This is a genomic window from Tritonibacter horizontis, from assembly GCF_001518015.1.
Lineage (GTDB): Bacteria > Pseudomonadota > Alphaproteobacteria > Rhodobacterales > Rhodobacteraceae > Epibacterium > Epibacterium horizontis.
The window spans coordinates 181,482-206,973 of record NZ_LPUY01000012.1; the positions used below are offsets into that span (position 1 = coordinate 181,482).

Sequence of the window (25,492 nt, forward strand, 5' to 3'; positions counted from 1 at the left end):
CCCATGATCGTCATCCACCACAATCCCGACTGCGGCACCTCGCGCAATGTGCTGGCCTTCATTCGCGCCGCCGGGATGGAACCGGTCGTCATCGACTATCTGGCCGAGGGCTGGACCCGCCCGCAGCTTCTGGCGCTGTTTGCCGCCGCCGATCTGACCCCGCGCGCGGCGTTGCGCGAAACGAAATCCCCGGCACAGGACCTGGGGTTGCTGGCAGATGGCGTTGCGGACGAAACGATTCTGAACGCGATGCTGGAGCATCCAATCCTCGTGAACCGCCCGATCGTCTGCAGCCCGAAGGGGGTGCGCCTGTGCCGCCCGTCCGAGGCCGTTTTCGACCTGCTTGATCACTTGCCACCCGGGCCGCTCTGCAAGGAAGACGGCCAGATGGTGATCAACAAGACCGGAGCCCGCCCATGACCGACACACCTCAGATCACCGATGCTGCCTTTGCCCGGATCGACCCGGATACCCTCTTTCCGGCGACCCGCAGCACCCACGCACCCCGGATCCTGATCCTCTATGGCTCTTTGCGCGAACGCAGCTTCTCCCGCTTCACGGCGGAGGAAGCCGGGCGGATTCTCACCCGGCTCGGGGCCGAAGTGAAGATTTTCGATCCCCACGACCTGCCCGCGCCCGACAGTGTCCCTGCCGATCACCCCAAGGTGGCCGAACTGCGCGATCTGGTCACATGGTGCGAGGGCATGGCCTGGTCGTCGCCCGAACGGCACGGCGCCATGACCGGCATCATGAAAAGCCAGATAGACTGGATCCCGCTGTCGCTTGGCGGTGTGCGGCCAACGCAGGGCAAGACGCTGGCAGTCATGCAGGTGTGCGGCGGCTCGCAGTCGTTCAACACGGTGAACCAGCTACGGATTCTCGGCCGTTGGATGCGGCTCTTGACCATTCCAAACCAATCGTCGGTCGCCAAGGCCTGGGACGAGTTCGATGAGGACGGCCGCATGAGGCCTTCGCCCTATTACAACCGCATCGTCGACGTGATGGAGGAACTGGTGAAATTCACCCTATTGACCCGAGACATCCGCGACCATCTGGTGGATCGCTACTCTGAACGGGTCGAGGATCACGCCACGCTGTCGGCACGGGTCAATCAGGCCAAGGCCGTGTGATGATCGGATTGGCGACAGGGATCGATCGGGCTTTGGCAGTTGTCGGACTGGACCCGCATCGTTTCGCCATGGCCCAACCTGAACGGGCAGAACGGTTGGCTTTCTGGTTGCTGGGCCTGGCCGAAACCGTCGGATACGGCGCGTTCTTCTATATCTTCGCGGCGCTGCTGCTGGCTTGGGAACAGGCTCTGCCCTACGGGAAGGGCTGGCTGGCCTTTGCCTTCATGTGTGCAACGCTGACAGCGGCCCTGGTCTCACCGTTTGCGGGGCGCATGATCGATGCGGGCCGGGGGCGCTGGCTGCTGACCGGCGGGTTGGCCATTGGCGCCCTGTCGCTGCTGCTGCTGGCCGGATCACAAAGCTACCCGGTCTTTTTCCTGGCCTGGCTGGGTCTTGGCGTCGCCGAGGGGCTGTGCCTTTATGAACCCTGCTTTGCTTTCGTGACCCGCACCGCCCATGACCGCGCGCGCAGTGGCATCACGCGGATCACGCTGGTGGCGGGCTTTGCCTCCACCCTCGCCTATCCGGCAGGAGCCTTCCTGGCAGAGGCCCTGGGCTGGCGCGGTGCGGTGCTCTGCTTTGCCGGGGCGGTGGTTCTGGTCGGGCTGCCGGCCATGTTCGCCGGTGCCACCATGCTGGAATGCTGCCCCGAGGACGACCAGACGCCCGAGCGCAAGTCGGGGGATCGCACCGCTTTTGTTGCCGCGCGTGCCCGACCGGAATTCTGGCTGATCCTGCTGGCATTTTCGTTCATCGGCCTCGCCTATGCGATGATCATCACCCATGTCATGCCGATCCTGACCGACCGGGGGCTCACCCTTGGGCAGGCAGTCCTCGCCGCCTCGCTCTTTGGCCCAATGCAGGTTGCGGGGCGTCTTGCGATGATGGCAGCAGGGCACCGGGTGACAGGCGTGGTGGTGGCTGCGATGTCCTTTGTCGGGGTCGCGTCGGCCATTGCCGTATTGCTGTTTGTGGTTCCATCGATGCCGCAGGCCGGCTTTGCCTTTGCCCTGCTGTTCGGGGCAAGCTTTGGCGTCATCAGCATCCTAAAGCCGGTGGTGATGGCCGAGGTGTTGGGCCGCCGTGGGTTTGGCATGATCGCAGGCTTCATGGCAGTGCCGTTCCTGATCGCCGGAGCCATCGCCCCCCAGGCAGCCGCAGTGCTGTGGCGGATCTCTGGCTACGATCTTGCTCTGATCGTGGCGCTTGGGCTGTCGGCCCTTGCACTCGCCGCGCTTGCCCTGTTGATCCTGCGGGACCGACAACAGGGCAGGTGACGACCTTCTGACCAGTGGCCGCGGTGAGGACACGTTGCGTGGATCATCAGGCGATGATGAGCGGTTTTGCCACGCCACCGATCGGAAGAGGCCGGCGGGCTGACAAAATCGTGAGCAATGCGACGGAAACCTCTGCCGGTGACGTATGATGCAGAATGAAGTCCGCAGAAAGTCATGGAACATGCGCCATCTATCAGACAGACCAGATCGCTTCGGCCCCGTGAGCCGCGCCTTTCATTGGGGCATGGCTGCGCTTTTTTCGCTGCAATTCATGTCGGCTGCCGCCCATTGGGCGCTGCCGCGTGACCACGCACTGCGTGGCACGCTGTGGAGCTATCACACAGATCTGGGGTTAACATTGTTTGTCCTGGTCTTGCTACGGGGCACCTGGGGGCTGTGGAACCTGCGACAGAGGCCGCGGCACGCAGGTCTTGTGGGTCGGGCGGCAACCGCCGGACATGCGGTATTGTATCTGCTCATGGTGATCGTGCCTGCCTTAAAAATCCTGGCGGCTGCTGGAGGGACCCGCGGTCTCGGTTATCTCGGTCTCACGCTCATCCCGGGGCGCGAGACGGCGATTGACTGGACCAAGGCCGCGGCGGAGTGGCACGCTACATTGGGATGGTTTCTGGCGGCCCTGTTGCTTGGACACATCGTGATGGCAATAGGCTGGCATCGTGTCATCAAGCGCGATGATGTCCTGAGCCGTATGGTTTGACGACGGCCACCCAACCTAATCAACTCGCAGGCCCAGAGGCCCAATGCGCGTTCAGGAGCTCGTATTATCTTGAAGAAATTTTTTGTAGCCCTTCTGTCACTCGGCGTCGTTGCTGGCGCCTACTCGATTACATTTGGTGTGCCCGCCGAGGTTGCGCAACTCTGGGGCGGCACCCCGGAGACGGCGGACGCCGCGCCGCCCCGCCGCCCCGGAGGCGGCCCGCGTGGCCAGGGGCGGAGCACGACCGTCGTCCTCGCCCCGCTTGAGGAACGCAGCTATACGCTTGTGTTGCGCACCGTCGGCAGCGCCGTCTCCCTGCGCCGGTCAACCGTGGTGACCACAGAGGCCGGAGAGGTTGTGGAAACCGCGTTGCAGGCCAACAAGCGCGTTGAAAAGGGCGCGGTTTTGCTGCGACTGGACGACCGCACCGAACGGCTCGAGTTGGAAATTGCCGAAGCCAACCGCGACCAGGTGCAGGACACCGTCACCCGCTACAAAGGGCTTCGTCAGAACGGCAATGCCGTCGTGACCGACGTGGCCCTTTCCGAAGCCGAAGTGGCGCTGCGGCTGGCGAAGGCCAATGTCGGACTTGCCGAAGTTGCCCTGGAAAACCGCTCGCTGGTGGCGCCGATTTCTGGGCGCCTGGGGCTGAGCGATGTGCATGCCGGTGACCAGTTGTCCAGCGGAGACACCATCGTCACCATCGATGACACCACGATGCTGTTGGCGACGTTCGAGGTTCCGGAACGCTCCATCGGATTGCTCGCCGAGGGCAAGCCGGTTCTCGTGACCACGCCGACCTACACGGGGCGGGTTTTTCAAGGCAGAGTCACGGCTTTTGACAGCCGCCTCGACAGTGTGACGCGCAGCGCCACCGTGGAGGCGGGGATCGACAATGCCGAAGGGCTGCTGCTGTCAGGCATGACCTTCGCAATCCGGATGACAGAGGAAACCGTGCCGCTGCCAGTCGTGCCCGCCACGGCAATTACCTGGGACCGCACCGGTGCAGGCATTTGGGTTGCCGAGGAGGGCCGCACCACCCGTCTCCCGGCCACAATCCGCTATCGCGACGGCGATCAGGTTTGGATCGAAACCGAGGCATCACTGGGCACACAGGTCGTCGTCGAAGGTGCGTCCAAATTGCGCGAAGGCGCGCAGGTCACCACTGCCGACCTCAGCCGGGGGCCAGGCGCATGAGCTTTGAAAGACGGGCGCACAAGGCCGGTTTCGCCGATACACTCGTCGCGCGGCCGATTTTCGGGATCGTCCTGAACCTATTGATCATCATCGCCGGTCTCGCAGCACTCACCAGTGTTGATATCCGCGAAATGCCTGATGTGGACCGGCCGGTCCTGTCAGTGCGCACCACCTATGAAGGGGCCGTGGCCAGCACGGTGGACACCGAAGTCACCCAGGTGCTCGAGGATGCGTTGAGTGCGCTAGAAGGCATGTCCTATATTGAATCGACCTCCAGCACGGGGTCGAGCCGTATCACCATTGATCTCTCCGATGGCACCGATGTCGACATCGCCGCCAACGAGGCGCGCGAGATCGTTTCGAGCACCCTGCGCTCGCTGCCCGACGATATCGATGACCCGACCGTGACCAAGAGTGACAGCAACGCCGACGCGATCATTCGCCTCGCCCTTCTGGGCAATGCCAGCCTGGACGAGCTGACCCAGATTGCGGAAGAAGCGGTCTATGAGCGCCTCTCGCTGATCGATGGCATCGCCGAGGTGACCGTACGCGGCAACCGCGCCAATGAATTCCGCGTGGCCGCGAACCTGCCCAACCTGTTGAGCCGCGGCCTGACCGTTTTTGATCTTTCCTCCGCATTGTCCCAACTGCGTGATGACACCGCGCTGGGTTCCCTGTCGACGGAGTCGCAGACCATGTCACTGCGGGTCGGCAACGAAAATGTCACCGTCGAGACCATCAACCTGCTGCCGATCAACGACACGACCCAGGTTGCAGACGTGGCTTTCGTCCAGCTCATCCCCGAAGAATCCAGCGTCTACACCCGCGTGAACGGTGAAACCGCCGTTGGCCTGGATATTACCCGCCAATCCGTTGGCAACACACTGGAGATCTCCCGCGATGTGGAAATCGCGGTTGCGGAATTGCGCAGCCAGCTTCCCACCGGCGTCCAGCTGCTGGTGACCTCGAATGACGGGATCTTCATCGAAGGGTCGATCAACGAGGTGGTGAAGTCGATCCTCATGGCCACCGCCATCGTGATCGCCGTGATTTTCCTGTTCCTGCGCTCGCCCCGTGCGACGCTCATTCCTGCCGTGACCATTCCAGTGGCGCTGATCGGCACGCTGGCAGCGATCTGGCTCACCGGCTTCTCGGTCAACACCATAAGCCTTCTGGCGTTGGTTCTGGCCACCGGCATGGTTGTGGACGATGCGATCGTCGTGATCGAGAACATCGTGCGCAAACGCAAATCCGGCATGGGCGCATTTGCCGCCGCCGCCGCCGGCACCAACGAAGTGTTCTTTGCCGTCATCTCAACCACGGCCACCTTGGCTGCCGTTTTCATTCCGATCTCGTTCCTGCCCGGTCAGGCCGGTGGTGTGTTTGCGGAATTTGGCTTCGTGCTGGCCTTTGCGGTGACCCTGTCGTCGGTCACCGCGCTGACGCTGGCCCCGGTATTGGCGGCGCTGCTTGATCCGGGCAAGGCGCAGGCTCAGGCCAATGAAAGCAAACCCGGTGCCCTCGCCCAAGGTTTTGACAAGGTGATGGATTTTGCCATCCGCACGCCGCTGCTCGCGCTCTCCGTGGCCATCGGCTTTGCCATAATCGCTTTGGGCGCGGCAGCAACCTTGCCCTCCGCCATCACCCCCGAGGAAGATCGCGGCTTCTTTCTGGTGCAGGCGCGCGGGGCGTCGGACACCACCGTCGACTACCTCGACAGCCAAGTTCTGCTGATCGAAGACATCCTCGCGCCTTACCTGGAAAGCGGCGAAATCGCTGCGGTGCAGAGCATCATCGGTGTTGGCGGCGGCACCCGTGCCTTCATTGTCGTGCGTCTGCCGGATTGGGCCGCGCGCGACTTCACACAACAGGAACTGATCGGTGAGATCAGCAGCCAGCTGTCCTCCGTCCCCGGTGTGCAGGTCAGCGCGCGCTCCACCAATAGCCTCAACATCCGTGGCGCGGGGAGCGGGCTGGGCGTTGCGGTCACTGGAACCAACCTTGCCAACATGACAGAGGCGGCGGGCAATCTGGTTGCTGCCATGTCTCAGGACGACACCTTCCTGAACCCGCAGCTCTCCAATAACTCCGTCAACGCAGAACTTGAAGTTACCGTTGACACCGCTGCGGCAAGTGCCATGGGCCTGAATAGCGCCGAGGTCACGGCTCTTGTCCGTGCCCTGGTGCAAGGCAACGTCGCGGTCAGTGTCTTCTCCGACGACGTAGAGGTCGACGTGAACGTCCTTCCCGGTGGGCCGCCGATCGACGATCCCTCCGACATCGCGTCCCAGTCCATTCGCCTGCCAAGTGGGGCTTACGTACCGCTTTCGGCAGTGGCCGCGCTGGAAACGGTGGTCAGCGATGCCCAGATCCAGCGGCTCGGCGGGGCTTTGTCCGTTGCGCTGCAGGCCAACCTCGGCAACGGGGCCGACCTGTCAACCGCGATGGACCGGGTGCAGGCAATCGCTGAAGAGGTCCTGCCCCAGGGGATGGGCCTCACCTTCACTGGCGAGGCGGCAACGCTCGATGACACGGCGGGGGGCATCTACGCGGTCTTCGGCGTCGCGCTGATCGTTGTTCTTCTGGTGCTTTCCGCGCAGTTCGAGAGCTTTTCCAGCGCGCTGGTCATCATGATGACGGTGCCGTTCGGCCTTGCTGCGGCGCTATTGGCAATCTCGATCACCGGCGGTTCACTGAACTACTACAGCCAGATCGGCCTCGTGATGCTGATCGGCGTGATGGCCAAGAACGGCATATTGATCGTAGAGTTCGCCAATCAGCTGCGCGAGGCCGGCGCGGACATTGACACCGCCATCCGCAACGCGCTTCGCCTGCGCATACGGCCAGTGATGATGACGATGGTCTCGACGGTCTTTGGCGGCTTGCCCTTGATCCTGACCTCTGGCGCCGGGGCCGAGGCTCGCATTGCCGTTGGCTGGGTGATCGTCGGCGGCCTCGGCTTTGCTACGGTTTTCACCCTGTTCCTGACCCCGATCTTTTATCGCTGGATCGCCATCTGGGGCGCGGCCCCCGGGGCCGCGGCCAAGCGCCTTCGGACCGAAACAGAGGCAATAGCGGAGACTTAGGTTCGATGCGCAAGACCCACTGATTGCCATCTGTGATCCTGGTTCACCGCGCGACAAACGGGCGGTGAACATCAAAAGGCGACGCGGCCTGCAGCCCCCGGGCGAACGCAGCGGACGACAATCGTCCGATAGGTTAGATGTCAAAAGGTCTTCTTGTCAGCAATCGCGCGGCGCTCGCGTCCTCTACCGGTCATGCGCCGCGAGCCTTGAGGCGAGCACCCGAACGTGAAACCGCTTTGCCTGCCAGGGTCAGGGCCAGATCACGGGTACGTCGCTCAGCCGCGTCACAGGACGCCTGAAATCGGGCATCTTTGAACTCCTGATATTCGATTGCGATTGTATCGATATCGCCCGCTGCCACGCCGAAGTAATGCGCACAAGCCACCAGTGCCGGGTCCAAAGCGTTAAGATGCGCCCGCACGCCCCCCGGCGCAAAACCAAACTCCCCGCGCGCCGACAAAACGACCAACCGCTTGCCGGACAGGGTCGGCTCGATAGGCGTATCGCCCCGCGCAAGGTCGAATGAAAAGGTCTTGCCGATCCGGGCCACCTGATCGATCCACCCCTTTAGGGCCGCTGGCATACCGTAGTTGTACATCGGCGCGCCCATCACGATGATATCCGCAGCGGTCACTTCCTCAATCAGCTCATCAGACAGCGCGAGCCGGTCCTGCATCCATGTGTCCCGCTCAACTGGCGCGGTAAAGGCCGCATGGATGAAGCGGTGATCAATGGCCGGAATGGGGTGCAGTCCGACATCCCGGACGATCACCTTCGTTTCTGGTGCCTCAGCCAGAAACCTCTGCGTGAAAATTCCGGTCAGGTGGCGTGTCAAAGACCGGTCTTGCAACTGGGCACTCGCATCGATCCGCAGCAAGCAGAGCATGGGGCATCTCCTCAGGTTTTACATGTCACATTTTTCCTACCAACCCGCCAAACGTCTGGCGAAAGCGAATTTCTCAGGGCATAGATGAACCAGATTCATCCTGATCGCGGACCGAAAGTAGATCCGATGCGGCGTCTCCCTCCCCTCCATGCCCTCCGCGCCTTTGAGGCCGCAGCCCGGCATCGGCACTTTGGCCACGCCGCAGCGGAACTTCACCTAACGCCAACCGCAATCAGCCATCAGGTGCGCCAGCTGGAAGAGGTTTTGGGCGTGACGCTCTTTCACCGTTATCCACGTCCCATCCGCCTGACGGAGGAGGGCGCGGCCTTGTATCCAGCCTTTCGTGAGAGCTTTGACCGTATGGCGCAGGCTATCGCTGACCTTGCGCTGCACAACGAGGACCGTCCCCTGACCGTGTCTGTCACTGTGGCATTCGCCAGCCTCTGGCTCATGCGGCGCCTGCCAGATCTGACCCGCCAGACCGGGCTGAACCTAAAGATCGAAGCCGACAATCGCCCCGTGGATCTCTCCGCAAGCGACGTCGATTGTGCCGTGCGCTATGCGCACCAGCCGGGCGCAGAAGACCGTTGGGTGCCGCTATTCGAAGACCGCCAGGTGCCGCTCTGTGCACCGGATCTGGTGCAGAACATTTCGGTCGAGAGCGACGCCGATGTCCTGCGGTTGCCGTTGATCCAATACAGATGGACCTCTGAAGCGGATGCAGCGCCGACCTGGCAGCGTTGGGCGCAAGCCGCTGGATTGGCTGGCGAAACACCAAATGTCTCGCAGCATTATTCCGAGGAAATCAATGCCATCGACGCCGCGCTCGCCGGTCAGGGGGCAATATTGGCCTCCAGCGCCCTGACGACCTCTGCCGTGGCAGCCGGCCATCTGGTGTGCCTATCGCAAAACACTCTGCCGGGGCGCGTGTTTTGGGCCGTGACCCGCAGCGGACACCCGCGCCTCAACGATGTGGAGCGGTTTGCAAGTTGGGCCCGATCTGCCGAGTGAGCCAGATACAGGCGACGGGGATGTGTCCGCATCCCGCCCCGCCGCAGGACTGCATCGCTGTCTGTACCAAGTGCAACAGGGCGGACAAGCATCAGCGCCCTGTCCGTCCACAATGCGCTCACGGCAAACCATCCCACCAAACCGATGAGAAAAGGGAGAGGTTCCAGGGGGCCCAACCGATTCCTGTCGCAGTATATCCGATGATCTGAATAGCGGATGCGCCCCATTTGACCGCAAACACTAGGCGCGCGCGATGGCCCAATGGCAAAGGTGTCAGACGGCACGGGTCAGGCCACCATCAATACGCAGGTTTTGCCCGGTCATGTAGCCGCCATCCTCGGAGGCGAGCCACGAAATCAGTGACGAAATCTCAGATGTTGAGCCATATCGCCCCATGGGAATGCGCGCTTTGCGGTCTTCGGTCTCCGGCAGACTGTCTATGAATCCCGGAAGGACGTTGTTCATGCGGATGTTGTTGGGCGCGTATTGATCCGAATAAAGCTTTGTAAAGGCAGCAAGTCCGGCCCGGAAGACACCAGAGGTTGGAAAAAGCGGATCGGGTTCGAACGCCGCAAAGGTCGAAATGTTGATGATCGCACCGCCGCCCTGCGCCTGCATCAAAGGTGTGACCAGCCGTGTTGGGCGGATCACGTTCATCAGGTAGACTTCCATCCCTTGATGCCAATCGTGGTCGCTGATCTCAAGCACCGGACCCTTTGGTCCGTGACCCGCAGAATTCACCAGGACATCAATCCGGCCCCAGCGATCCTGCGCCCCCTTGATCAAAGCGTTCAGCGCGTCGCCATCAAGGTTGGAGCCGGTCACGCCAAAGCCGCCAAGTGCCTGCCCGAGCGCCTCCCCCTTGCCAGATGAGGACAGGATGCCAACCTTAAAACCGTCTTTTGCTAATTTCCGGGCCGCATCTGCACCCATGCCGCTGCCACCTGCCGTAATTATCGCTACTTTTTCTACTGTCATTTCTCTCGTCCCATCATGGTTCACTCATATATTGTGTGACACCAGAGAAATATCGATTGAGAATTGATGTCACATGCCAATAGAAATACTATTGTAGAATGAATGAACTTCCCCCGCTCAACAGTTTGCGTGCGTTTGATGCAGCAGGCCGCCGCCTCAGTTTTCGCGCAGCCGCTGATGAATTGGGCGTCACACAAGGCGCCGTTGCGCAACAAGTTCGCCAACTCGAAGCGCATCTTGGTTTTCCTTTGTTTGAACGGGTGCCGAAAGGCCTGGTGCTCACATCCGTCGGACGCAGCTTTCACAATCGGATCGCTGACGTGTTTGCGGATCTTCGGTCCTCGGTTGCCGAACTGAAACCAGAACCGAATAAGGTCCTGATCAGTGTCACGCCGACCTTTGCGGCGAAATGGCTGATCCCCAATCTGCCGGACTTCACCGCCACACATCCAAATATTGATTTGCGGATCATGGCCACCGAGAAACTTTCCAGCTTTCATAGCGATGGGATAGACCTCGCCGTGCGTCAGGGGTCGCCGCCGTTTGGCGCGTCACTGGACGTAACGCTGCTGTTCAAGCAGACATTGATCGCGGTCGCCTCGCCAAAATTTGCCGCCAAGGGGGGCGATCCCATTGATCTGGACGCGTTGGCCAAACTGCCAAAGATCCATGACGCCCACGACCTTTGGCCAGGGTATCTTGCCTATCTAGGAGCCTTGTTGCACAGATCGTTGATTGCCCGGAACGCGCCCAACCCGAGACGGATTTCAGGCGCTGCGTTCAAAAATAGGGCGGCCAAGTCGGGTCATTCGGTTAAGAATGTAGACGCCAATTTTAGCCTCAGCTTTCTGGTTTTCGAAGCGTCGAGCCTTTAGCTTCGGCCCGATGACGGCCTTCCAGCGACCCATGAGAGTCTCAACCCGGCTGCGCTGATTGTAGCCTGATTTCTTCTGCCAAGCCATCCGCCCACGTGCTGAGATGTCGGCAATATGGCGATCACGAAGGGTTGGATGTAGCAGCGCATTGGGACTGAAGGCCGCGTTTTTTGGTGGTGGGATCATGACTTCGACCGTCGATCCAAACCGAGCGGCCAGCAGGTCAGGCGTTGGGTCCCCGTCATATGCGCCATCCGCGAAGAACCGAGAGACCGGGCCGTTGACTTGATCCAAAAGAACGGGAAGCGCAGTCGGGTCGCCGACGTCATCTTGGGTAAGATCCGAGCAGATGATTTCGCCGCTGGCAAGATCAAGACCGAGGTGCAGTTTCCGCCAAGAGCGCCGTTTTCGCTTGGTTTTATGCTTTTGTTCAAGTCATTCGCCCTCGCCGAAGATCTTCAGGCCGGTGCTGTCCACTGCCAAATGGACTGGCGCTCGGCTGCTGATCCTTGGCTGTGTGGGCCATTTCAAGCCGCTGCTCCGCCGCGACAAGGTAGAGAAATCTGGCACTTTGATTTCTACGCCGAAGAGCCCCGCAATGGAACGCATCAAACCTTGCGTTTGCCGCAGCGGCTGGCGGAACACCATGCCCAGGGTCAGGCACATCTCGATCGCCAGATCCGAATATTTGCGCTGCCCACCACGGGTCACACGCCGCGGCGCAACCCATGACCTAATAACATCCTCACTCATCCAAATCGTCAGATCACCGCGCTGCCGCAGGCCATCATTGTACTCAGACCAGTTGGTCACGCGATACTTTTGCTTCGGGATCTTGTCACGACGAGCGGCGTTAAATTTGTGCGGCATTTACAGCATCCTGAAAAGAACAGAACGCCTCGATATCAGCCGTCCGGCGATCCCTGCAACAACGCCCAGGCGCAGCACGCCGCCGCTCTCGGCATAGCTTTCACAAAGCCCATAGAACAATCCAGCTGGGAGAGACAAAGCACGTTCTACCGTGACTTAGAGCATATCGTCGCCGTAAATTACGTAGTTATGGACATCTGAAAGGGTAACAAGAATGTCGTCATATCCGTCGTTATTCATGTCACCCGCCGCAACTGCACTAGAGTCCACGTAGGTAGTGGACGTATGATCTGCCGGGCGAATGACAAAACCGCCGTCTCCCGCGGCAATATCGGACAGGCGAATAGCCTCGGTCGAACCCGTCCCGAAAATCACGTAAACGCCAAGCGTCTCTCCAGTGTTCACGTCGCTCCCGGTAATGGCAATGTCGTCTCGCCCGTCGCCATTTACATCTCCGAGGAACGTAACCGAGCTGCCAATTGCGGACAGTTCCTGTGTTCCAATGATTTCGATACCGCGCGAGCCGAGGTCATCCAACTCAACCGTAGAAGAGCTCTCACTTCCGAACACAACAAAAGCTGCGCCTGTGTTTTCTCGATTGCCCCGGTCTGCATAAGGCACGCCAATTAGGATGTCGTCCAAACCATCGTTGTTGAAGTCACCCCCACCTGAAAGTTGCGCACCGCCAGTTTCGGCCCATTCGAGATCATCAGAATACTGCAGATGTGACCTGATCTGGAACCCACCGTCGGAAAATCCATCCTCCAAAAATACCGGCACCCCCGCATCCCGGCCTTGCACCACGAAGAAGCTTTCTGTTCGATCAGAGACGTGCCGCATTGCGATTACAAAATCATCCAGCCCGTCCCCATTGGTATCTCTAGCGGCGCATACACTGGAGCCTGTCGCCAAGCCGTCTGCGGAGTCGATTACGAAGCCCCCTGCACCACCTTCGATAGGGAGCACAGTGGAAATAGAAGTGTCCGTGATGACGTAGCCAATCAGATGATTGAAATCAGTGTCATCAATCACGCGCAAGCTGTCCATAACCAGGGCATCGCTGTTCCCGTCACCATCTATGTCACCTAGCGCGGCACCATTTATCCCAAGTGTTCCGAGAAACTCTCCAGCGCCTTCGATAAGCCTAGTGTTCGGCTCTGTACCGTCTGCCAAGGTCACACTGGCGGAGCCGGTGTAAAAGAAGGTTGCTCCAATACCTCCAAAATTGGAAACGCCCAAGACCAAGTCAGCACGTCCATCGTCATCAACGTCATCCAGGACACCTATGAAGTTGGCCAGATCCAACCAATTTCCGGTGTCCAACGTCACCGTGAATCCGGAATTTCCCGAGGCAACCTCTGATACATCGATGGAATTCGTCTGTGATGCAGATCCATACAGCACATGATATTCATCAGCGACAAGGCTGTTTCCCCTGACAAGCAGATCCGAAAACCCGTCCCCGTTAAAATCCCCGAAGCGGCCTCCAGTATTTTCATCCGTCAATGGCGTCATGCCAGTAAGTTCGAAGCCTCTGAAACTTCCGGACAGAGCAGCAAGGTTTGATCCAGAAGTGCCATCTCCGGAGGAGGTACCAGTCGAAAAGTCAGATAGCGTCACGCTGGATAGGTAAGTATGATTTGACTCTGCGGTATCGGGATTAACCGACCCTTGGCGATCATAGTAAATAACTGTATCCGTCGCGCCGACGCCTTGCCCACTTTCAACCCAGATCGAGGCTCCGTCTCGGTTCCCATCCGATGCCGCATAGGTTCGCAAGCTATCCGCAGTAAACCGTTGACCGCCTACTGTCAGAATGTCGTCTTCGCTAAAGTCGCGGACCGTATCATCCCCGTCTGCGCCAAAGGCACCTGCCGCTTGCACAAAACCCCAGTAAGAATTTGTGACGGTGTAGGAGGCCCCGACGGTGTTGAAACGGAAATGATCTTCACCTTTGCCACCCCAATACACATCATCGCCACTATAGCCCACGAGCGTATCGTTCCCACTATTTCCGTTCAGAACATCCGCACCTGAGCCTCCTCGCAGAACATCGTCGCCGCCACCGCCGTAAATGGTGTCGTCACCATTATCACCATAGAGGAAATCGCCACCGCTCTGGCCGTAAATGTAGTCATCTCCCGACCCACCAGCCATCGTATCGCGCCCCCTCGCCCCGGAAAGGGTGTCCGCTCCACGACCTCCAAGAAGAGCATCGCTGCCAGACATGCCGGCCATGCTGTCAGCTCCATCACCACCAACTAGGTAATCGCCTCCACTACCGCCCAACAGCGTGTCTGAGCCGTCCCCACCATCAAGCTGATCGCGCCCACCATTGCCCCGCAGCTCGTCATCACCGAAGTTGCCAAACAAACGATCATCTGCCTTACCCCCGACCAGACGGTCGTGGCCCCCGCCTCCTTTGATGTAGTCTTTTCCGCCGCCGCCAAGCAAGATGTCGTCGCCTCCGTTTCCAACCAGTCGGTCACGTTTTCCGCCGCCCGATATGAAATCGTCATCCGCTCCGCCAAATATCTTGTCCTTGCCATTCATGCCGCGGAGGGTGTCGTTTCCACCTCCGCCTGAAAGGCGATCGTTTTTACTGCCACCGCTTGCGTGATCATTCGCAGCACTGCCAGAAAATCGCATCGACTGACCCAGCTCATCCACAATCGAACCGAAAAGGTCAGTGAAGTTGAAGTCTACAGCATTCCGGGACTGCACGTCCAAATTGGATGGCGTTTCAAACAGGGCCGCCATGGCATCTGAGCTCCCTGCATTGAGTTCAGAACGTGCGGTAAGGAAATCGGCAAGGCTCCATTCCAATTCGTCCATGACCGCCTGAAGCTCACCCGTGCTAGAGTAAAAACGCATCTCGAAGACACGTCCATCATATGGAACATTGTCCGTGCCTAGCTCGATGGCAGAAGTATCCACTTCGACATGACGGCCGAGCACATCCACAAAAACAACGGGGCCAGCGGCAACCCGTTCCTGAACTCGCCCCTGGAGGGCACTGTTGAAAAATTGGGTGTCTGTTCCGAGAAGGCGAAGCCGCATAATAAAATTTGCCTGTTCTACTGGTTTCGAATGGTGCTCAAAAAAAATGGCGGTAACGAATGCTTGCGGGAATTTGTATCTCAGATCAAGTTTTAGGGCCAGGACTCATAGCCAATAGATGACGACGGCGGCGAGAGCGATGGCGGACAGGAAGACCTTCGGGCATCTTTCGTATCGTGTTGCCACGCGCCTCCAATCCTTCAACCTACCGAACATGATTTCAATCCGGTTGCGCCGTTGGTAGCGACGCTTGTCGTATTTCACGGGTTTCTTCCGCGGTTTCCGGCCGGGAATGCAGGCGCGTATCCCTTTGTCTTTCGACGCGTCTCGGAACCAACCGGCATCGTATCCACGATCACCGAGCAGCCAATCAACATTCGGAAAACTGCTCAACAGCGCGCGTGCGCCGATGTCGTCGCTGACCTGTCCTGCCGTCACGAAGAGGTTGAGCGGTCGGCGCTGGCTGTCGCAGATAGCGTGCCGCTTCGTGTTCATGCCACCCTTCGTCCGGCCGATCAGGCGACCGCGTCCCCCTTTTTGATGCCCAAATTGGTCGCCGAGCGGTGTGCCTTCATGTCTGTGGCGTCGATCATCACGGTCTTCGTCTGGCCGTGATCTGCGGCCAAGCCGACCATCATCGCAGCGAAGATGCCTTTGTCGCTCCACCGTTTCCAACGATTGTAAAGCGTCTTGTGCGGGCCGTATTCCCTTGGTGCACCACGCCACCGTAACCCATTACGATTGATCCCGCGCAATACGCGTCTGTCATCGACGCGAGGTTTGTCGTGGAACTTCGGGAAAAAGGGCTCAAGACGCGCCATCTGCGCATCGGTCAGCCAAAACAAATCAGACATGTTCACCGCTCATTTTTGCGCAGGGGACTCACGCAGCTCAGGGGAAAACAATGGATCCTGACCCTAATAAGCAAAGCCCCTATAGCTCCACATTTGAATTCTCAGATTCACTGGAGCGTCTCGTAACGAAATACAGCAGGAATGCCGCGCTGGCTGGAATTGCGAGCCCAAGAGCCATTGGCAAGGCGGTGGACGCCCCGCCTACGGCCACGAAGCTGGAAACGGCGAAGGCAAGGGCGAACTGGATGGCCCCCAGAAGCGCCGATCCCATCCCTGCCGCGGCCTTGGTCAATTCCATCGCAAGGGACATCGCATTTGCTGAAAGCAGGCCCACCAAGCCGATCGAAACCCACAGGGGCACGACAAATACCAACAGGGAGTCTGTCTGAGACAGCAAGGTGAGCAGGATGGTAGACGCGGCAAAGAGCGGCAACACGGTCTTGAGAATTTGTTCCGGTTTGAAACGATTGAGCAATATCCCATTAATCCGGCCAAAGATAATCAACGCGGTCGCGATGATCGCGAACATGATGCCAAAGCCAATGGAGCTTAGTCCAAAAATCCCTTGGAATACCCCCGATGAGCCGGTGATAAAGGCAAACATACCGCTTTGGATAAGGCCCGCCACCAAGGCCATCGTGACAAACCCGCGTTGTGAAAGCAGGCGTTTCGCGGCTTTTAAGCCATTTTGAATGGGCGCGGGCTGGCGATCCTGAGCGGGTAGGGTTTCGGGCAGGGTGACCACGGAGAGGGTCAAGGCCACGAGGCTGATAAGCGCCATCGTTGCAAAGATCGACCGCCAGCCAAACGCTTCGAGAAGCAGGCTGCCCATCGTCGGTGACGCGATGGGCCCGAGTGTCAGCAACATGACCAGCACGGTCATAACCTTCGCGGCCTTTTGCCCCTCATAAAGATCTTTCACCATGGCGCGCCCTACGACCATTCCCGCACTCGCGCCGATTGCCTGTAGGAACCGTAGGGCATTGAACCATGCAATGTCATTCATCAGCGGCAGTGCAATCGAGGTCACGGTGAACAGAACGGTCCCTACAAGAAGCGGTCGCTTGCGTCCATAGGTATCGGTCAATGGGCCAATGAGGATCTGCCCAAAACAGAGGCCGAGAAAGAAAAGCGAAAGCGAAAGTTCAGCCGCCGTTTGGGTGGCGTTCATCGAGGCCGCGAGCTCACCAAGTGCGGCGAGGTACATATCCGTGGCCAATGGGGGAAAGAGGGACAAAAGGCCCAAGGTGGCGGTAACGGCAAAGGCCCGTTTCGGGGAAAGGGAAATCTGTGACATCTCGGCTCCGGCGACAATATTAGACTGCGGTCTACTTGCGAATAGTGGACTGCAGTCTAATGATCAATCAACGACTATTCTGCATCTATGAACAGGAACTGTGCATGTCGGGAAAAAGGCCAAGTGGGCGACCCGCAAATCAAGACGCCAGCGCGGCATTGAAAACTGTGGCTCTACGTCTGGTTCGGGAATTGGGCTATGACAAAGTCTCGGTTTCGGCTATCATTGAGCAGGCTGGCGTGGCGCGCCAAACGCTCTACAACCGCTGGAATACGAAGGCTGACCTTGTCCTCGAAGCTGTTTTTGAGCAGACCAACACCTATGCCGCCGAACCTTCTTGGGACGGGGCAGAGGATTGTCGGACCTTGCTCGAAGACTTCCTGATCCGTATTTTCGAACACTTGCGCATCGACGGGGACACCCTTCGCGCGTTGATCGCGGCTTCTCAGCAGGATGCAAAGTTCCACAGGTCGTTTCATGCAAATTTCGTTCTGCCTCGGGAGCAGATGATCACCGCTTTGCTCCATCGGGCGCAGGACCGCGGAGAGCTTTCGCCTGGGCGGAACGTGGAAGTATTGTCGACCTTGATACATGGTGCGTTCTGGTATCGCCTGCTGAGCCGCGGGGTGTTGGACGCTGGGTTCGCGAAGGAAATAGTGGCAGAAACCTTCGCCTGATCATTCGGCATTCGGACTGCCTTCGGCAAAGGGATGCCGTAGCAGGTAAACGGCATTGCCAACTTGTTTTCGCCTGATTGAGAGATCGTGAGATCTATGCCTGTTAGGCGGTTATTTCGGCAGCATAGCCTTTCCAGATGTCGAATGCGTCGGCCCTGGCGTGGCGATATGAGATGGCAGAGAGTTGATAGCGGCAGGGACGAAAGACGGCGTTGATCTGATCAAGGGCAGCCAGAAAACCGCAAAAATTTGTTGGCGCGTGCAACTGGTGAGGTTCTGATTTGCAGGAAGCCAACGCCTTTGATACCGTCGTTTTCTAATGATCTACAAAGGCGTTCAATTCAATCTGACCTTCGTTGAAGGTAACGGCGACGTGGCGAACATGCCAACACACGGCGGAATTTACGCCGAAATCCATTGGCCGACCCGGTCCATTCGCATTGGCGAAACGGGAAATTCGATGCGGGGGCGCAACCGGTCTCATATGAGATGGGCCGACAAACACCGCAAGAGTGCGCACAATGAGAAAGAGGCCGCTCGGCAAGGAATCATCGTCGATCTAGTGAAGGAATGGGGCTCTGAGGGGCTCGAATTTAATGTTATCACGGATGACCCGAGAGTGCGCGAAGACCGAGAGCTACGTGTAGATTGTGAAAAGCACCTCCACGAATGGGCGCGAGAGCAAACAGAGTTCCGAAACATAAACACTCAACGTGGTTATCGAACCCGAAACTAGTGCCCCTGCGCTGAGCGCGGATGACGCCAAGCGACCATTCAGGGGACATTTAGCAACAGCAGCATTGTCCGCACTGCTGCCTCTGGCCATCAAAATGCTGCGCAATGTGTTGAACGGCTGATTCGGGGAAGCCCGCAGCGCTTGGATCTTTGGCCAACGGCAGGTGTGGGTCAGGGATAGATTTGACTTTTGGCTGGCGCCCACCCGTTTTCCGCCGCTCCGTAACCGCATTACCGTCTCGCGCCCATCATGCCGCATTCTATTGCCGTTCGGCGGGAGGCGCGTTCAACCAAAGCCGTCCAGCGCGATATCCTCCCTGCACCAGATGGCCCTCGTTTGCCACTTCTGGGTGCTGATCAATCCAATCACGCAAGCGATCGTTGGTCACGACCTGAGCCTTTTTGTCCCGCGCTGCCGCGAGTATGACCTGATCCGCAGGTCTCCCCTTTGAGACAACCATCACACGGGCAATTGGTAAATCCAACAGCTTGGCGAGTTCGGCAGCACCTTGGTAGCGGTTACAGAGTTTGTATCCGACATTCGCATCAAACACGACGCTCGGCGCATACCCCTGTTCACTCAAACTGTGTATCGCATCCTGAACCGTCGCTATATCGGCGCCGTTTCCCTTCCAGTACATGATGTTGGAGCCGTCCAGAATGATCCAGTGCTTCTTTGAAAGTAGAGAGAAGCCACTGCTGCGGAGTTGCGCTGGGAGGAGCAGTAGGCTGGCAATCACACAAGGGACGCCAAGAAGTATCAGATCATCGAGGCCGGGAACCAGCAAACCGACACTCAAGACGGCGAGGGATATGAGCAAAATGACGAGCGACGCGAACCCCAAGGCCAAATACTTTTTCGGATTAAACGACGTGAGCCGCAGCGGCACAACCATGATCGCAAAGGCGTACAAAAGTGGTCTGATTGAGAGACCGGCGGCATTGCGGTTCCGTCGTTCATTGGCGGCATCCCGAGGATAGTCGAAACATGAGTGGCCTTGTTTTGCGTTTGCCAGGAATGGCAGAAAGTCCGGCACCGCCGCCCTTGCGTTGGGAATAGAGCCGCAGGGGTGAATGGCGGTTTCGGTGACGCTGTAGCGCGGCGCCGAATATGGCTTCGAACGACCGGACTGGGCCTTACACACGCCCCTGGGAGCTATGTCCGCTCTCAGTGAATCATGACAAAGGTGAAGGCGTCGCGATCGCCATCTGATCGGGACCGATGGCTGCAGCGTAGTTGGTTGGGTTTATCGCTGGGGTACGGGCGCGCATTCCGTAATGTGGGAGGCCTTCGGGCCTAAGCCGGTATCGGAAATCCTGCCGGATCTGACGGAGGAACAGAAGCCGGAAATCGACTTCGACAATTTGAAGCGGATCGGAAGTGGCGACAGCAAATAGGCCCCTCACGTAGCCACCAGTTTATAGTGATGGATACCCCTGCCCACGCCAACCGGCGGGCAGTGGGTAGCGCCGTAAAGCAAGCGATCACCACCGATCACATGGGTGTCGGCAAGGCGGATGACTTTCATCCTGCCGCCACGCCAGGTTTGGCCCAGTCTTCCCAGCCGGTGCCAGAGGTCATGACCGGCCCGTCCCATGCAAAGGGGATTTGGTGGATCGTGGTGTCATTGCCGTCAATTGACAGCACGAAATAGGCCGGAGCCATCGGCGCGCCCTTGAGAAGCTCGGTCTCCTTCAGGTCCGGCAGGGACTGGTTACCAGTCGAGGGGACGCTGGCGAATGGGATGCCTGCAAAACGCCCGTGGATCGGCGCGTGCACGTGGCCGAAATGGATATAATTGATGCGGTCGCCATGGGCCTCGAGCAGGGCCTTGACCAGATCGCTGATGGCAACGGTGAGAGGGGCAAAGCTTGTGGTCATGGGATATCCTTCCAGGTGGGTGAGATGCGGCCCGCGCGCTTGCGCGTGACCAATCCCCGGCTTCAGGGATCACCACGACAAGAGGCCCACTCTCCCTTTGAGGGTCAGTGGGCCTTCATCGCCTGCGGTTTCAGCAGGGGGTATTCCCTGCCCTACCAGTCGCGCGCCAGCATGATGGTCAGCACGCGCATGGTGGTGGCGGGATTGTCTGAGGTCTCAGCCCCGTAGCGGAAATCCAAACCGGCCTCATAGAGATCGATTTTCCAGAACACGGTCTCGCCCCGGATCTCGACTGCCCCGAAATCGTGCCATCCCTCGGGATCACCCGGAAGCGCCGGAATGCTGCAGCGTAGCTGCCGCAAGGCGGACCTCGCGGCGTGCACTCGCGGTGGGGCGAGCCGCCAAATTTTCTCTGCACAACATCTGATTGGCTGCCATGCCTGCCTCGCTCCCCAAGTGCGGAAGCCATGGCGCAGCAGCAGCACGGCACCGATGAGATGTCGCAAACGTCCGCGGGAGCTTCGTCCAGCTCGGATCCGAAGACGCCCGCCGCATGTGGATCACACAGATCTGAACCATCCGATCGAGACCACCGTGGCATCACATCACGAACGTCGAAAGGAGTTCCCGCCAGCGATGATTGCGTTGATCAGGTCCGCTACGGATCGGTGCTGTGCGATTTCGAATTCCGTGCCGACGGCGTTCTGATGAGACGCCGCTGCATCGCGCAGCACCCCGACGATCTCGTGCTCCGGCAGCAGGCCGTGATCGTTCATGGCAAGGAGTAGCGCCTCGCATATGGACAGGGCAGCCTGGCCTGCATGATCGCTTTTGGTGGACACCTGGCGTTCCTTCCGTGGCAGTATGACCCCCGGCGAAAGGGAGGTTCAAATTCATCCGTACTTCTCGCAGGAAGTCCTCTATGCTGGACTGATCCAGAGCAGTGTCCGGGCCGCTTTTCGCTATAGGGTCACAACATGCCCCGAGGCCCCCATGACATCAAATGAACACAGCCCCCTGACCCGCAAGCTTTCGGCCTTTGTCGCCCTGTCGGAGGTCGAATTGGCCGTGCTTGAGCGACTGCACCAGCGTCGCCGTTCCTTTGTCGCGGGGCGTGACATGGTGCATCAGGGGCAGTCGGAACAGGCCGCTTTTATTCTCTCCGCCGGGTGGGTCTGTTCCTACAAGCTCCAGGCCGACGGGAGCCGGCAGATCGTCGATTTCCAGGTGCCGGGGGATTTTCTGGGATTGCGGAGCGTCCTGTTGCGGACCTCGGACCACAGTTTCGAGCCCATCGTCGACGTCGAGCCGGCCGAAGTGCTGACAAGCGATCTGATCGAGGCCTTTACGCAGACGCCGCGTCTTGCCACCGCCATACTCTGGGCGGCATCGCGGGACGAGGCGATGGTGGTGGAACATCTCGTCGGGATCGGTCGGCGCGAGGCCGACGCGCGTATGGCGCATTTCCTGCTGGAGCTGGGGTCGAAGCTTGCACTGGTCGGCCTGGGCAGCAAGGCCGGGTTCGACTGCCCCCTGACGCAGTATCATCTCGCCGATACGCTGGGGCTGAGTGCGGTCCATGTCAACCGGGTCCTGCGCCAGTTGCGCGAACACGGGCTGGTGACCTTTCGCGACGGCCGGGTGACGTTTCATGACTATGGCGGCCTGGTGGCGCTGGCCGGGTTCGATCCGACCTATCTGGACCAGACCGGGCCGCTCCTGACGTGAGAGGGCCGCCCTCCGTTGCGCGGCGGGCGGCCCCAGTCCCAGGTCAAACGAGGACGATCACGCGAGGGCGTGGGTCGCCGCATCGAGTTCCTTGTTGGCCGTGGCGACGTTTTTCGCCGCATTCGCCTTCTCGGCGGCCTGGTAATGCTTCAGCGCCGCGTCCTTCTTTGGACCAGCGGGCGCCTTGTCCCACGCGGCTTTCACGGAGGTCATTTTCTCGGTCGTTTTGGTCTGTTCGGGTGTCATTGGAATTGTCCTTTCCTGGACGTTCCGAGAATAAGAAGCGTGCTGACATGCCGACCTGTTTCGGGATCGGCACGCCTACACGCTTCTTGGGTGCTCGGAAATATATGCGCCACCAAATATTCGGCGGGCCTGTCTGACCTAACCGATACCGGCGCGTGCCGCACTGACACAGATTAGTCCCGCAGGCGGCGGTCGGACGATTGTCGCTGCCGGGGTCAGCTCACCAGGGTTTGGTGATGGCAAATCCTCAACCATCTGTCGTCGTCGCAGAGATAGGTTGTGGCGCACAGGGCCTTGAAGGCGGGCGAGGCCGCCTTTTCCGCCACGACGCGATAGGTCAGAACAGCAATGTCGCGATAGCGCGTGACGCGCCGTTCGGACATGATCGCGGTGCCCCAGACAGTCCGCTCGCGAAGATAGGACCAGATCTGATCGCCCTGGAGAATGCCCGGCGGATAGGGGAAGATCATGACGGCATTGGTCGCCGTCGTCTCCCGCGCGGTATCGCCGACAGCGGTCCAGAAGTGGTGCTCCAAGTCCCAGAGTTTGAACTGTTCAAGCGGCGACAGCGTTCCCGTCTGATGCGCGGCATGGGCCAGTGTCGTCGCGGTGACGCGCGCGCCTGAGCCGTTCATTCGCCACCCCCCGACCCGCCGGCCCCCGACCCGCCGACCAGGTACATCTGAAGCAGCACAACGAGGAGCCAGAGCACCGCCCAGATCACGCCACCTGATCCCGGTCGGCCCTTGGCCCCCGGCAGGGCCGCGTGCTGTCGTCCCTCCCCTGACGTTGGACGGGCGGGGAGCAGCTGGCTCAGATCCCGTGCGATAGTGCTGTGATCGCTGGCCAGCGCAGGAACGTCGCGAAACCGGGCCAGCAGCGTTGCCAGCCGCTGTCGCGCGGCGTCGTGACCCAGCCTGACCAGCTCGGCGGTTTCGTGCCATGGATCAAGGCCAAGCCGCGCCAGCGTCGAGAGCACCGTCACGGCAGAGCCATTCCGGTCCTCGCCGACGACGGCATGAAGAAATCGATCGAACTCGGGCGGATGCGGGTTGAGTACATTGGAGTGGGCCATCGCAAATCCTTTCAAGAGTTGCAGAAAAGCAGGTCATCCCTGTGTCCCACAGGATAGCCCCAGCCCGTCATGCCGCCCTTACACAGGTCAGTGCCACCGAACCGGCCGCCCGGGCGGTCGCGCCCGGTTCTGAGCCCGGGACTAACATGCGTCAGTCTCGGGCCGATGGGTCTGACCTATAGAAAAAGAAGTCGAACCACCGGTCAGACCCGGCCTTCCATCGGTTATCAGCCGGGAGGAGCGACGGATCTGCCAACACTGAGGTGAGCAAAGATGAACATGCGGGCGACCAGGTCGACGGTGACGTTTTCGAACCGGTTCACCCTGCGGGGATATCCGGGCGATCTGCCTGCGGGCGCCTACGAGGTACTCGTCGAAGAAGAGCGTCTGCTGGGGCTGAGTTTTGAGGCCTACCGGCGGACGGGGACCTACCTGTCGGTCGACGCCAAGGCAGCGGGCCCGGGGCAGAGCGCGCTTTGGGTGACAACTGAAAATGACCTGAACGAGGCGCTGCGCCGGGACGCCGACCGATCCGCAGCGGACACTCATAGCGACGCGGCGCTTTCCCCGCAGGAGGACAGACGATGAACACTCCCGAATGGCTCAAACCCGGTCTCTACGGCGCCGCAATCGGCGCGGTTGTCTTCGGTGTGATCGGCTTTACCTGGGGCGGCTGGGTGACCGGCGGCACCTCGAACGACAGGGCGATGGCGATGTCTCGCGACAATGTGGTCGCCTCCATGGTGCCGGTCTGCCTCGACCTGGCGCGCTCCGACCCGGCCCGGGCGAACAAGATGGAAACGATCCGGGCCGCCTCGACCTACCAGCGACGCGACGCGCTGATGGCGGCAGGCTGGTCGACCATGCCCGGATCCGACGCCCCCAACCGCGACATCGCACAGGCCTGCCTCGCGGAACTCAACCTTTAGGTGCGACATGGCAATTCAACATCATGTTGCGGGGCCACAGCAGGCCATGACAGATCCGAAACCGGTTTCGCCCCCAGCATCGAAGGCGCGCAATCTCGCCGGTCGCCCCCAGCCGACGATCCTACTTGAGTTCGCGATCCAGGTGGCCGAAAACGAAGGCATGCCATCCAGATCGGGTCCCAGCGATTGTGTAACCGTCGGGCCGTCGTTGACGGCCGGTGCGACGGATGGACACTCCGACCCTGGGGTTTGCCGCGCGGATGAACGCGAATGATGACATCAAGGTATCTTATTGAAAATATTCATGTTTTTCTGAATATAGGCGATCTCTGCGCGCCTTGAGGCCCAGCAAGATCGGCGACTGGTTAGCCGAGATCGACGTTTGCTGCGGCCGCCACCACGCCTGCATCCTGCAGCTGTTCCCTGTCGGGCAAGTCCTCCAGGCTCTCCAACCCGAAGGCGACCAGGAACTGCTCGGTGGTGACGAAAGTATAAGGCGCGCCGCGTCGCGGCGACCTTGGCCCGGTGCCGATCAGGTCGCGCGCATGCAGCCGACCGATCAGGTCGCGGCTGATGTCACGCCCGAAGATGTCCTTCAGCCCATCACGCGTAATCGGCTGGTGGTAGGCGATGGCGGCCAGCACCGCGATGTCGAATTCACTCAGGTCCAGCAGCTGATCGCCGACATCCGCCGCCGCGCGGATCGCGGGGGCATAGACAGGCCGTGTGCGGAATATCCAGCCCCCGGCGACCTGGGCGATCTCAAAGGCCCGCCCCTCCAGATCGGCCATCAGATCCTCGACCAGCAGATCAACCGACACCCCCTGCCCCACGACGCGGCCGAGATCCGCACGCGGCACCGGTGCGGCGCTGGCAAAGAGCACCGCTTCGATCCGGCGCATCCATTCGCGCCAGCGCAGCGCGGGCGGCAGGTCGGGCAGCTCGCGGTCCAGCTCCGGCTCCGATCTGTCCTTTGCCATC

25 protein-coding genes and 4 pseudogenes are annotated in these 25,492 nt (G+C 59.9%); 13 read left to right on the forward strand and 16 right to left on the reverse strand.

Annotation, left to right across the window (positions count from 1 at the left end; translation table 11 throughout):
• Positions 1 to 3 precede the first annotated feature (3 nt).
• The 7 genes from TRIHO_RS02980 (at position 4) to TRIHO_RS03005 (ending at position 7,408) form a co-directional block, all read left to right on the forward strand.
• A complete protein-coding gene (locus TRIHO_RS02980) occupies positions 4 to 420 on the forward strand; it encodes an arsenate reductase family protein (protein ID WP_068240269.1) in 417 nt (138 codons plus the stop codon).
• Positions 417 to 1,130, forward strand: coding sequence for an arsenical resistance protein ArsH (gene arsH, locus TRIHO_RS02985; RefSeq protein ID WP_068240271.1), 714 nt, complete (start codon positions 417 to 419; stop codon positions 1,128 to 1,130). The genes TRIHO_RS02980 and arsH overlap by 4 nt, the downstream gene beginning before the upstream one ends.
• Positions 1,130 to 2,407 carry an MFS transporter gene (locus tag TRIHO_RS02990; RefSeq protein WP_068240273.1) on the forward strand — a complete coding sequence of 426 codons (1,278 nt, stop codon included), beginning with the start codon at positions 1,130 to 1,132 and terminating at the stop codon, positions 2,405 to 2,407. Before arsH ends, TRIHO_RS02990 begins: the two co-directional genes overlap by 1 nt.
• 7 nt (positions 2,408 to 2,414) lie before the next feature.
• Positions 2,415 to 2,510 (forward strand): hypothetical protein, encoded by a 96-nt coding sequence (locus tag TRIHO_RS24390; RefSeq protein WP_408646167.1) that lies wholly within the window; start codon positions 2,415 to 2,417, stop codon positions 2,508 to 2,510.
• A gap of 42 nt (positions 2,511 to 2,552) precedes the next feature.
• Positions 2,553 to 3,125: a cytochrome b gene (locus TRIHO_RS02995; RefSeq protein ID WP_232367696.1), complete on the forward strand. Its 573-nt coding sequence runs from the start codon at positions 2,553 to 2,555 to the stop codon at positions 3,123 to 3,125.
• Positions 3,126 to 3,194: 69 nt separating this feature from the next.
• A complete protein-coding gene (locus tag TRIHO_RS03000; RefSeq protein ID WP_068240275.1) occupies positions 3,195 to 4,322 on the forward strand; it encodes an efflux RND transporter periplasmic adaptor subunit in 1,128 nt (375 codons plus the stop codon).
• Positions 4,319 to 7,408 (forward strand): efflux RND transporter permease subunit, encoded by a 3,090-nt coding sequence (locus TRIHO_RS03005; protein WP_068240277.1) that lies wholly within the window; start codon positions 4,319 to 4,321, stop codon positions 7,406 to 7,408. The genes TRIHO_RS03000 and TRIHO_RS03005 overlap by 4 nt, the downstream gene beginning before the upstream one ends.
• Before the next feature lie 190 nt (positions 7,409 to 7,598).
• Here the strand turns inward: TRIHO_RS03005 and TRIHO_RS03010 are convergent, their stop codons facing one another.
• The gene (locus tag TRIHO_RS03010) at positions 7,599 to 8,294 is read right to left on the reverse strand and encodes an FMN-dependent NADH-azoreductase (protein ID WP_068240278.1); all 696 of its coding nucleotides are present in this window, start codon (positions 8,292 to 8,294) and stop codon (positions 7,599 to 7,601) included.
• A gap of 126 nt (positions 8,295 to 8,420) precedes the next feature.
• Between TRIHO_RS03010 and TRIHO_RS03015 the strand changes: the two genes are divergently transcribed.
• Entirely contained in the window at positions 8,421 to 9,305 is an 885-nt protein-coding gene (locus tag TRIHO_RS03015) for a LysR substrate-binding domain-containing protein (RefSeq protein WP_068240341.1), read from the forward strand.
• A gap of 125 nt (positions 9,306 to 9,430) precedes the next feature.
• On the opposite strand, the pseudogene TRIHO_RS24395 reads toward TRIHO_RS03015, so the two are convergent.
• Together TRIHO_RS24395 and TRIHO_RS03020 are read right to left on the reverse strand one after the other, a co-directional pair.
• A pseudogene (locus TRIHO_RS24395) lies at positions 9,431 to 9,546 on the reverse strand (DUF6552 family protein); the annotation flags it as partial.
• A gap of 32 nt (positions 9,547 to 9,578) precedes the next feature.
• A complete protein-coding gene (locus TRIHO_RS03020; RefSeq protein ID WP_068240280.1) occupies positions 9,579 to 10,283 on the reverse strand; it encodes an SDR family oxidoreductase in 705 nt (234 codons plus the stop codon).
• A gap of 98 nt (positions 10,284 to 10,381) precedes the next feature.
• Between TRIHO_RS03020 and TRIHO_RS03025 the strand changes: the two genes are divergently transcribed.
• Positions 10,382 to 11,158 (forward strand): LysR family transcriptional regulator, encoded by a 777-nt coding sequence (locus tag TRIHO_RS03025; RefSeq protein WP_082704993.1) that lies wholly within the window; start codon positions 10,382 to 10,384, stop codon positions 11,156 to 11,158.
• On the opposite strand, the pseudogene TRIHO_RS03030 reads toward TRIHO_RS03025, so the two are convergent.
• From TRIHO_RS03030 to TRIHO_RS03055, 4 genes and pseudogenes are all read right to left on the reverse strand, one after another.
• Positions 11,051 to 12,028, reverse strand: a pseudogene (locus TRIHO_RS03030) (IS5 family transposase). The gene TRIHO_RS03025 and the pseudogene TRIHO_RS03030 sit on opposite strands and share 108 nt — an antisense overlap.
• Positions 12,029 to 12,184: 156 nt before the next feature.
• Positions 12,185 to 15,088: a calcium-binding protein gene (locus tag TRIHO_RS03035; RefSeq protein WP_131811167.1), complete on the reverse strand. Its 2,904-nt coding sequence runs from the start codon at positions 15,086 to 15,088 to the stop codon at positions 12,185 to 12,187.
• A gap of 105 nt (positions 15,089 to 15,193) precedes the next feature.
• Positions 15,194 to 15,942, reverse strand: a protein-coding gene (locus TRIHO_RS23090; RefSeq protein ID WP_106406143.1) for an IS5 family transposase whose coding sequence is annotated in 2 segments (ribosomal slippage) — positions 15,194 to 15,630 and positions 15,630 to 15,942 — 750 coding nt in all. Because the reading frame shifts where the segments join, the coding sequence is not laid out codon by codon here.
• Positions 15,943 to 16,021: 79 nt separating this feature from the next.
• Positions 16,022 to 17,239, reverse strand: a complete 1,218-nt coding sequence (locus TRIHO_RS03055; RefSeq protein WP_068240287.1) for a multidrug effflux MFS transporter — start codon at positions 17,237 to 17,239, stop codon at positions 16,022 to 16,024.
• Between the two features lie 59 nt (positions 17,240 to 17,298).
• Here TRIHO_RS03055 and TRIHO_RS03060 point away from each other — a divergent pair, with 59 nt between their 5' ends.
• Positions 17,299 to 17,916, forward strand: coding sequence for a TetR/AcrR family transcriptional regulator (locus TRIHO_RS03060; protein ID WP_232367697.1), 618 nt, complete (start codon positions 17,299 to 17,301; stop codon positions 17,914 to 17,916).
• A 103-nt stretch (positions 17,917 to 18,019) separates the two neighbouring features.
• On the opposite strand, the pseudogene TRIHO_RS24115 reads toward TRIHO_RS03060, so the two are convergent.
• The 5 genes and pseudogenes from TRIHO_RS24115 to TRIHO_RS03090 all read right to left on the reverse strand — a co-directional run.
• Positions 18,020 to 18,154: pseudogene (locus TRIHO_RS24115) on the reverse strand (IS6 family transposase); the annotation flags it as partial.
• A gap of 757 nt (positions 18,155 to 18,911) precedes the next feature.
• Positions 18,912 to 19,688, reverse strand: a complete 777-nt coding sequence (locus TRIHO_RS03070; RefSeq protein WP_232367698.1) for an NYN domain-containing protein — start codon at positions 19,686 to 19,688, stop codon at positions 18,912 to 18,914.
• Positions 19,689 to 20,176: 488 nt separating this feature from the next.
• Positions 20,177 to 20,533: a metallophosphoesterase family protein gene (locus tag TRIHO_RS03080; protein WP_232367699.1), complete on the reverse strand. Its 357-nt coding sequence runs from the start codon at positions 20,531 to 20,533 to the stop codon at positions 20,177 to 20,179.
• 152 nt (positions 20,534 to 20,685) lie between these two features.
• A pseudogene (locus tag TRIHO_RS03085) lies at positions 20,686 to 20,856 on the reverse strand (DUF3768 domain-containing protein); the annotation flags it as partial.
• A 282-nt stretch (positions 20,857 to 21,138) separates the two neighbouring features.
• Positions 21,139 to 21,375 (reverse strand): hypothetical protein, encoded by a 237-nt coding sequence (locus TRIHO_RS03090; protein ID WP_068240290.1) that lies wholly within the window; start codon positions 21,373 to 21,375, stop codon positions 21,139 to 21,141.
• A gap of 151 nt (positions 21,376 to 21,526) precedes the next feature.
• On the opposite strand from TRIHO_RS03090, the gene TRIHO_RS03095 reads away from it, so the two are divergent.
• Positions 21,527 to 22,261 carry a Crp/Fnr family transcriptional regulator gene (locus tag TRIHO_RS03095; RefSeq protein WP_068240291.1) on the forward strand — a complete coding sequence of 245 codons (735 nt, stop codon included), beginning with the start codon at positions 21,527 to 21,529 and terminating at the stop codon, positions 22,259 to 22,261.
• Positions 22,262 to 22,318: 57 nt separating this feature from the next.
• Here TRIHO_RS03095 and TRIHO_RS03100 read toward each other — a convergent pair whose 3' ends face one another.
• The 3 genes from TRIHO_RS03100 to TRIHO_RS03110 form a co-directional block, all read right to left on the reverse strand.
• Positions 22,319 to 22,507, reverse strand: coding sequence for a hypothetical protein (locus tag TRIHO_RS03100; protein WP_068240293.1), 189 nt, complete (start codon positions 22,505 to 22,507; stop codon positions 22,319 to 22,321).
• A gap of 215 nt (positions 22,508 to 22,722) precedes the next feature.
• On the reverse strand, positions 22,723 to 23,142 hold the full coding sequence (locus TRIHO_RS03105; protein WP_232367701.1) for a hypothetical protein: 420 nt from the start codon (positions 23,140 to 23,142) through the stop codon (positions 22,723 to 22,725).
• Positions 23,139 to 23,582 (reverse strand): hypothetical protein, encoded by a 444-nt coding sequence (locus TRIHO_RS03110; protein WP_068240294.1) that lies wholly within the window; start codon positions 23,580 to 23,582, stop codon positions 23,139 to 23,141. The genes TRIHO_RS03105 and TRIHO_RS03110 overlap by 4 nt, the downstream gene beginning before the upstream one ends.
• Before the next feature lie 279 nt (positions 23,583 to 23,861).
• Between TRIHO_RS03110 and TRIHO_RS03115 the strand changes: the two genes are divergently transcribed.
• Together TRIHO_RS03115 and TRIHO_RS03120 are read left to right on the forward strand one after the other, a co-directional pair.
• Positions 23,862 to 24,170, forward strand: coding sequence for a hypothetical protein (locus tag TRIHO_RS03115; RefSeq protein ID WP_082705004.1), 309 nt, complete (start codon positions 23,862 to 23,864; stop codon positions 24,168 to 24,170).
• Complete coding sequence (locus TRIHO_RS03120) at positions 24,167 to 24,511, forward strand: hypothetical protein (RefSeq protein ID WP_068240297.1); 345 nt, start codon at positions 24,167 to 24,169, stop codon at positions 24,509 to 24,511. Before TRIHO_RS03115 ends, TRIHO_RS03120 begins: the two co-directional genes overlap by 4 nt.
• A 365-nt stretch (positions 24,512 to 24,876) precedes the next feature.
• On the opposite strand, the gene scpB is transcribed toward TRIHO_RS03120, so the two are convergent.
• Positions 24,877 to 25,491: an SMC-Scp complex subunit ScpB gene (scpB, locus tag TRIHO_RS03125; RefSeq protein ID WP_068240300.1), complete on the reverse strand. Its 615-nt coding sequence runs from the start codon at positions 25,489 to 25,491 to the stop codon at positions 24,877 to 24,879.
• Between the last annotated feature and the right edge of the window lies 1 nt (position 25,492).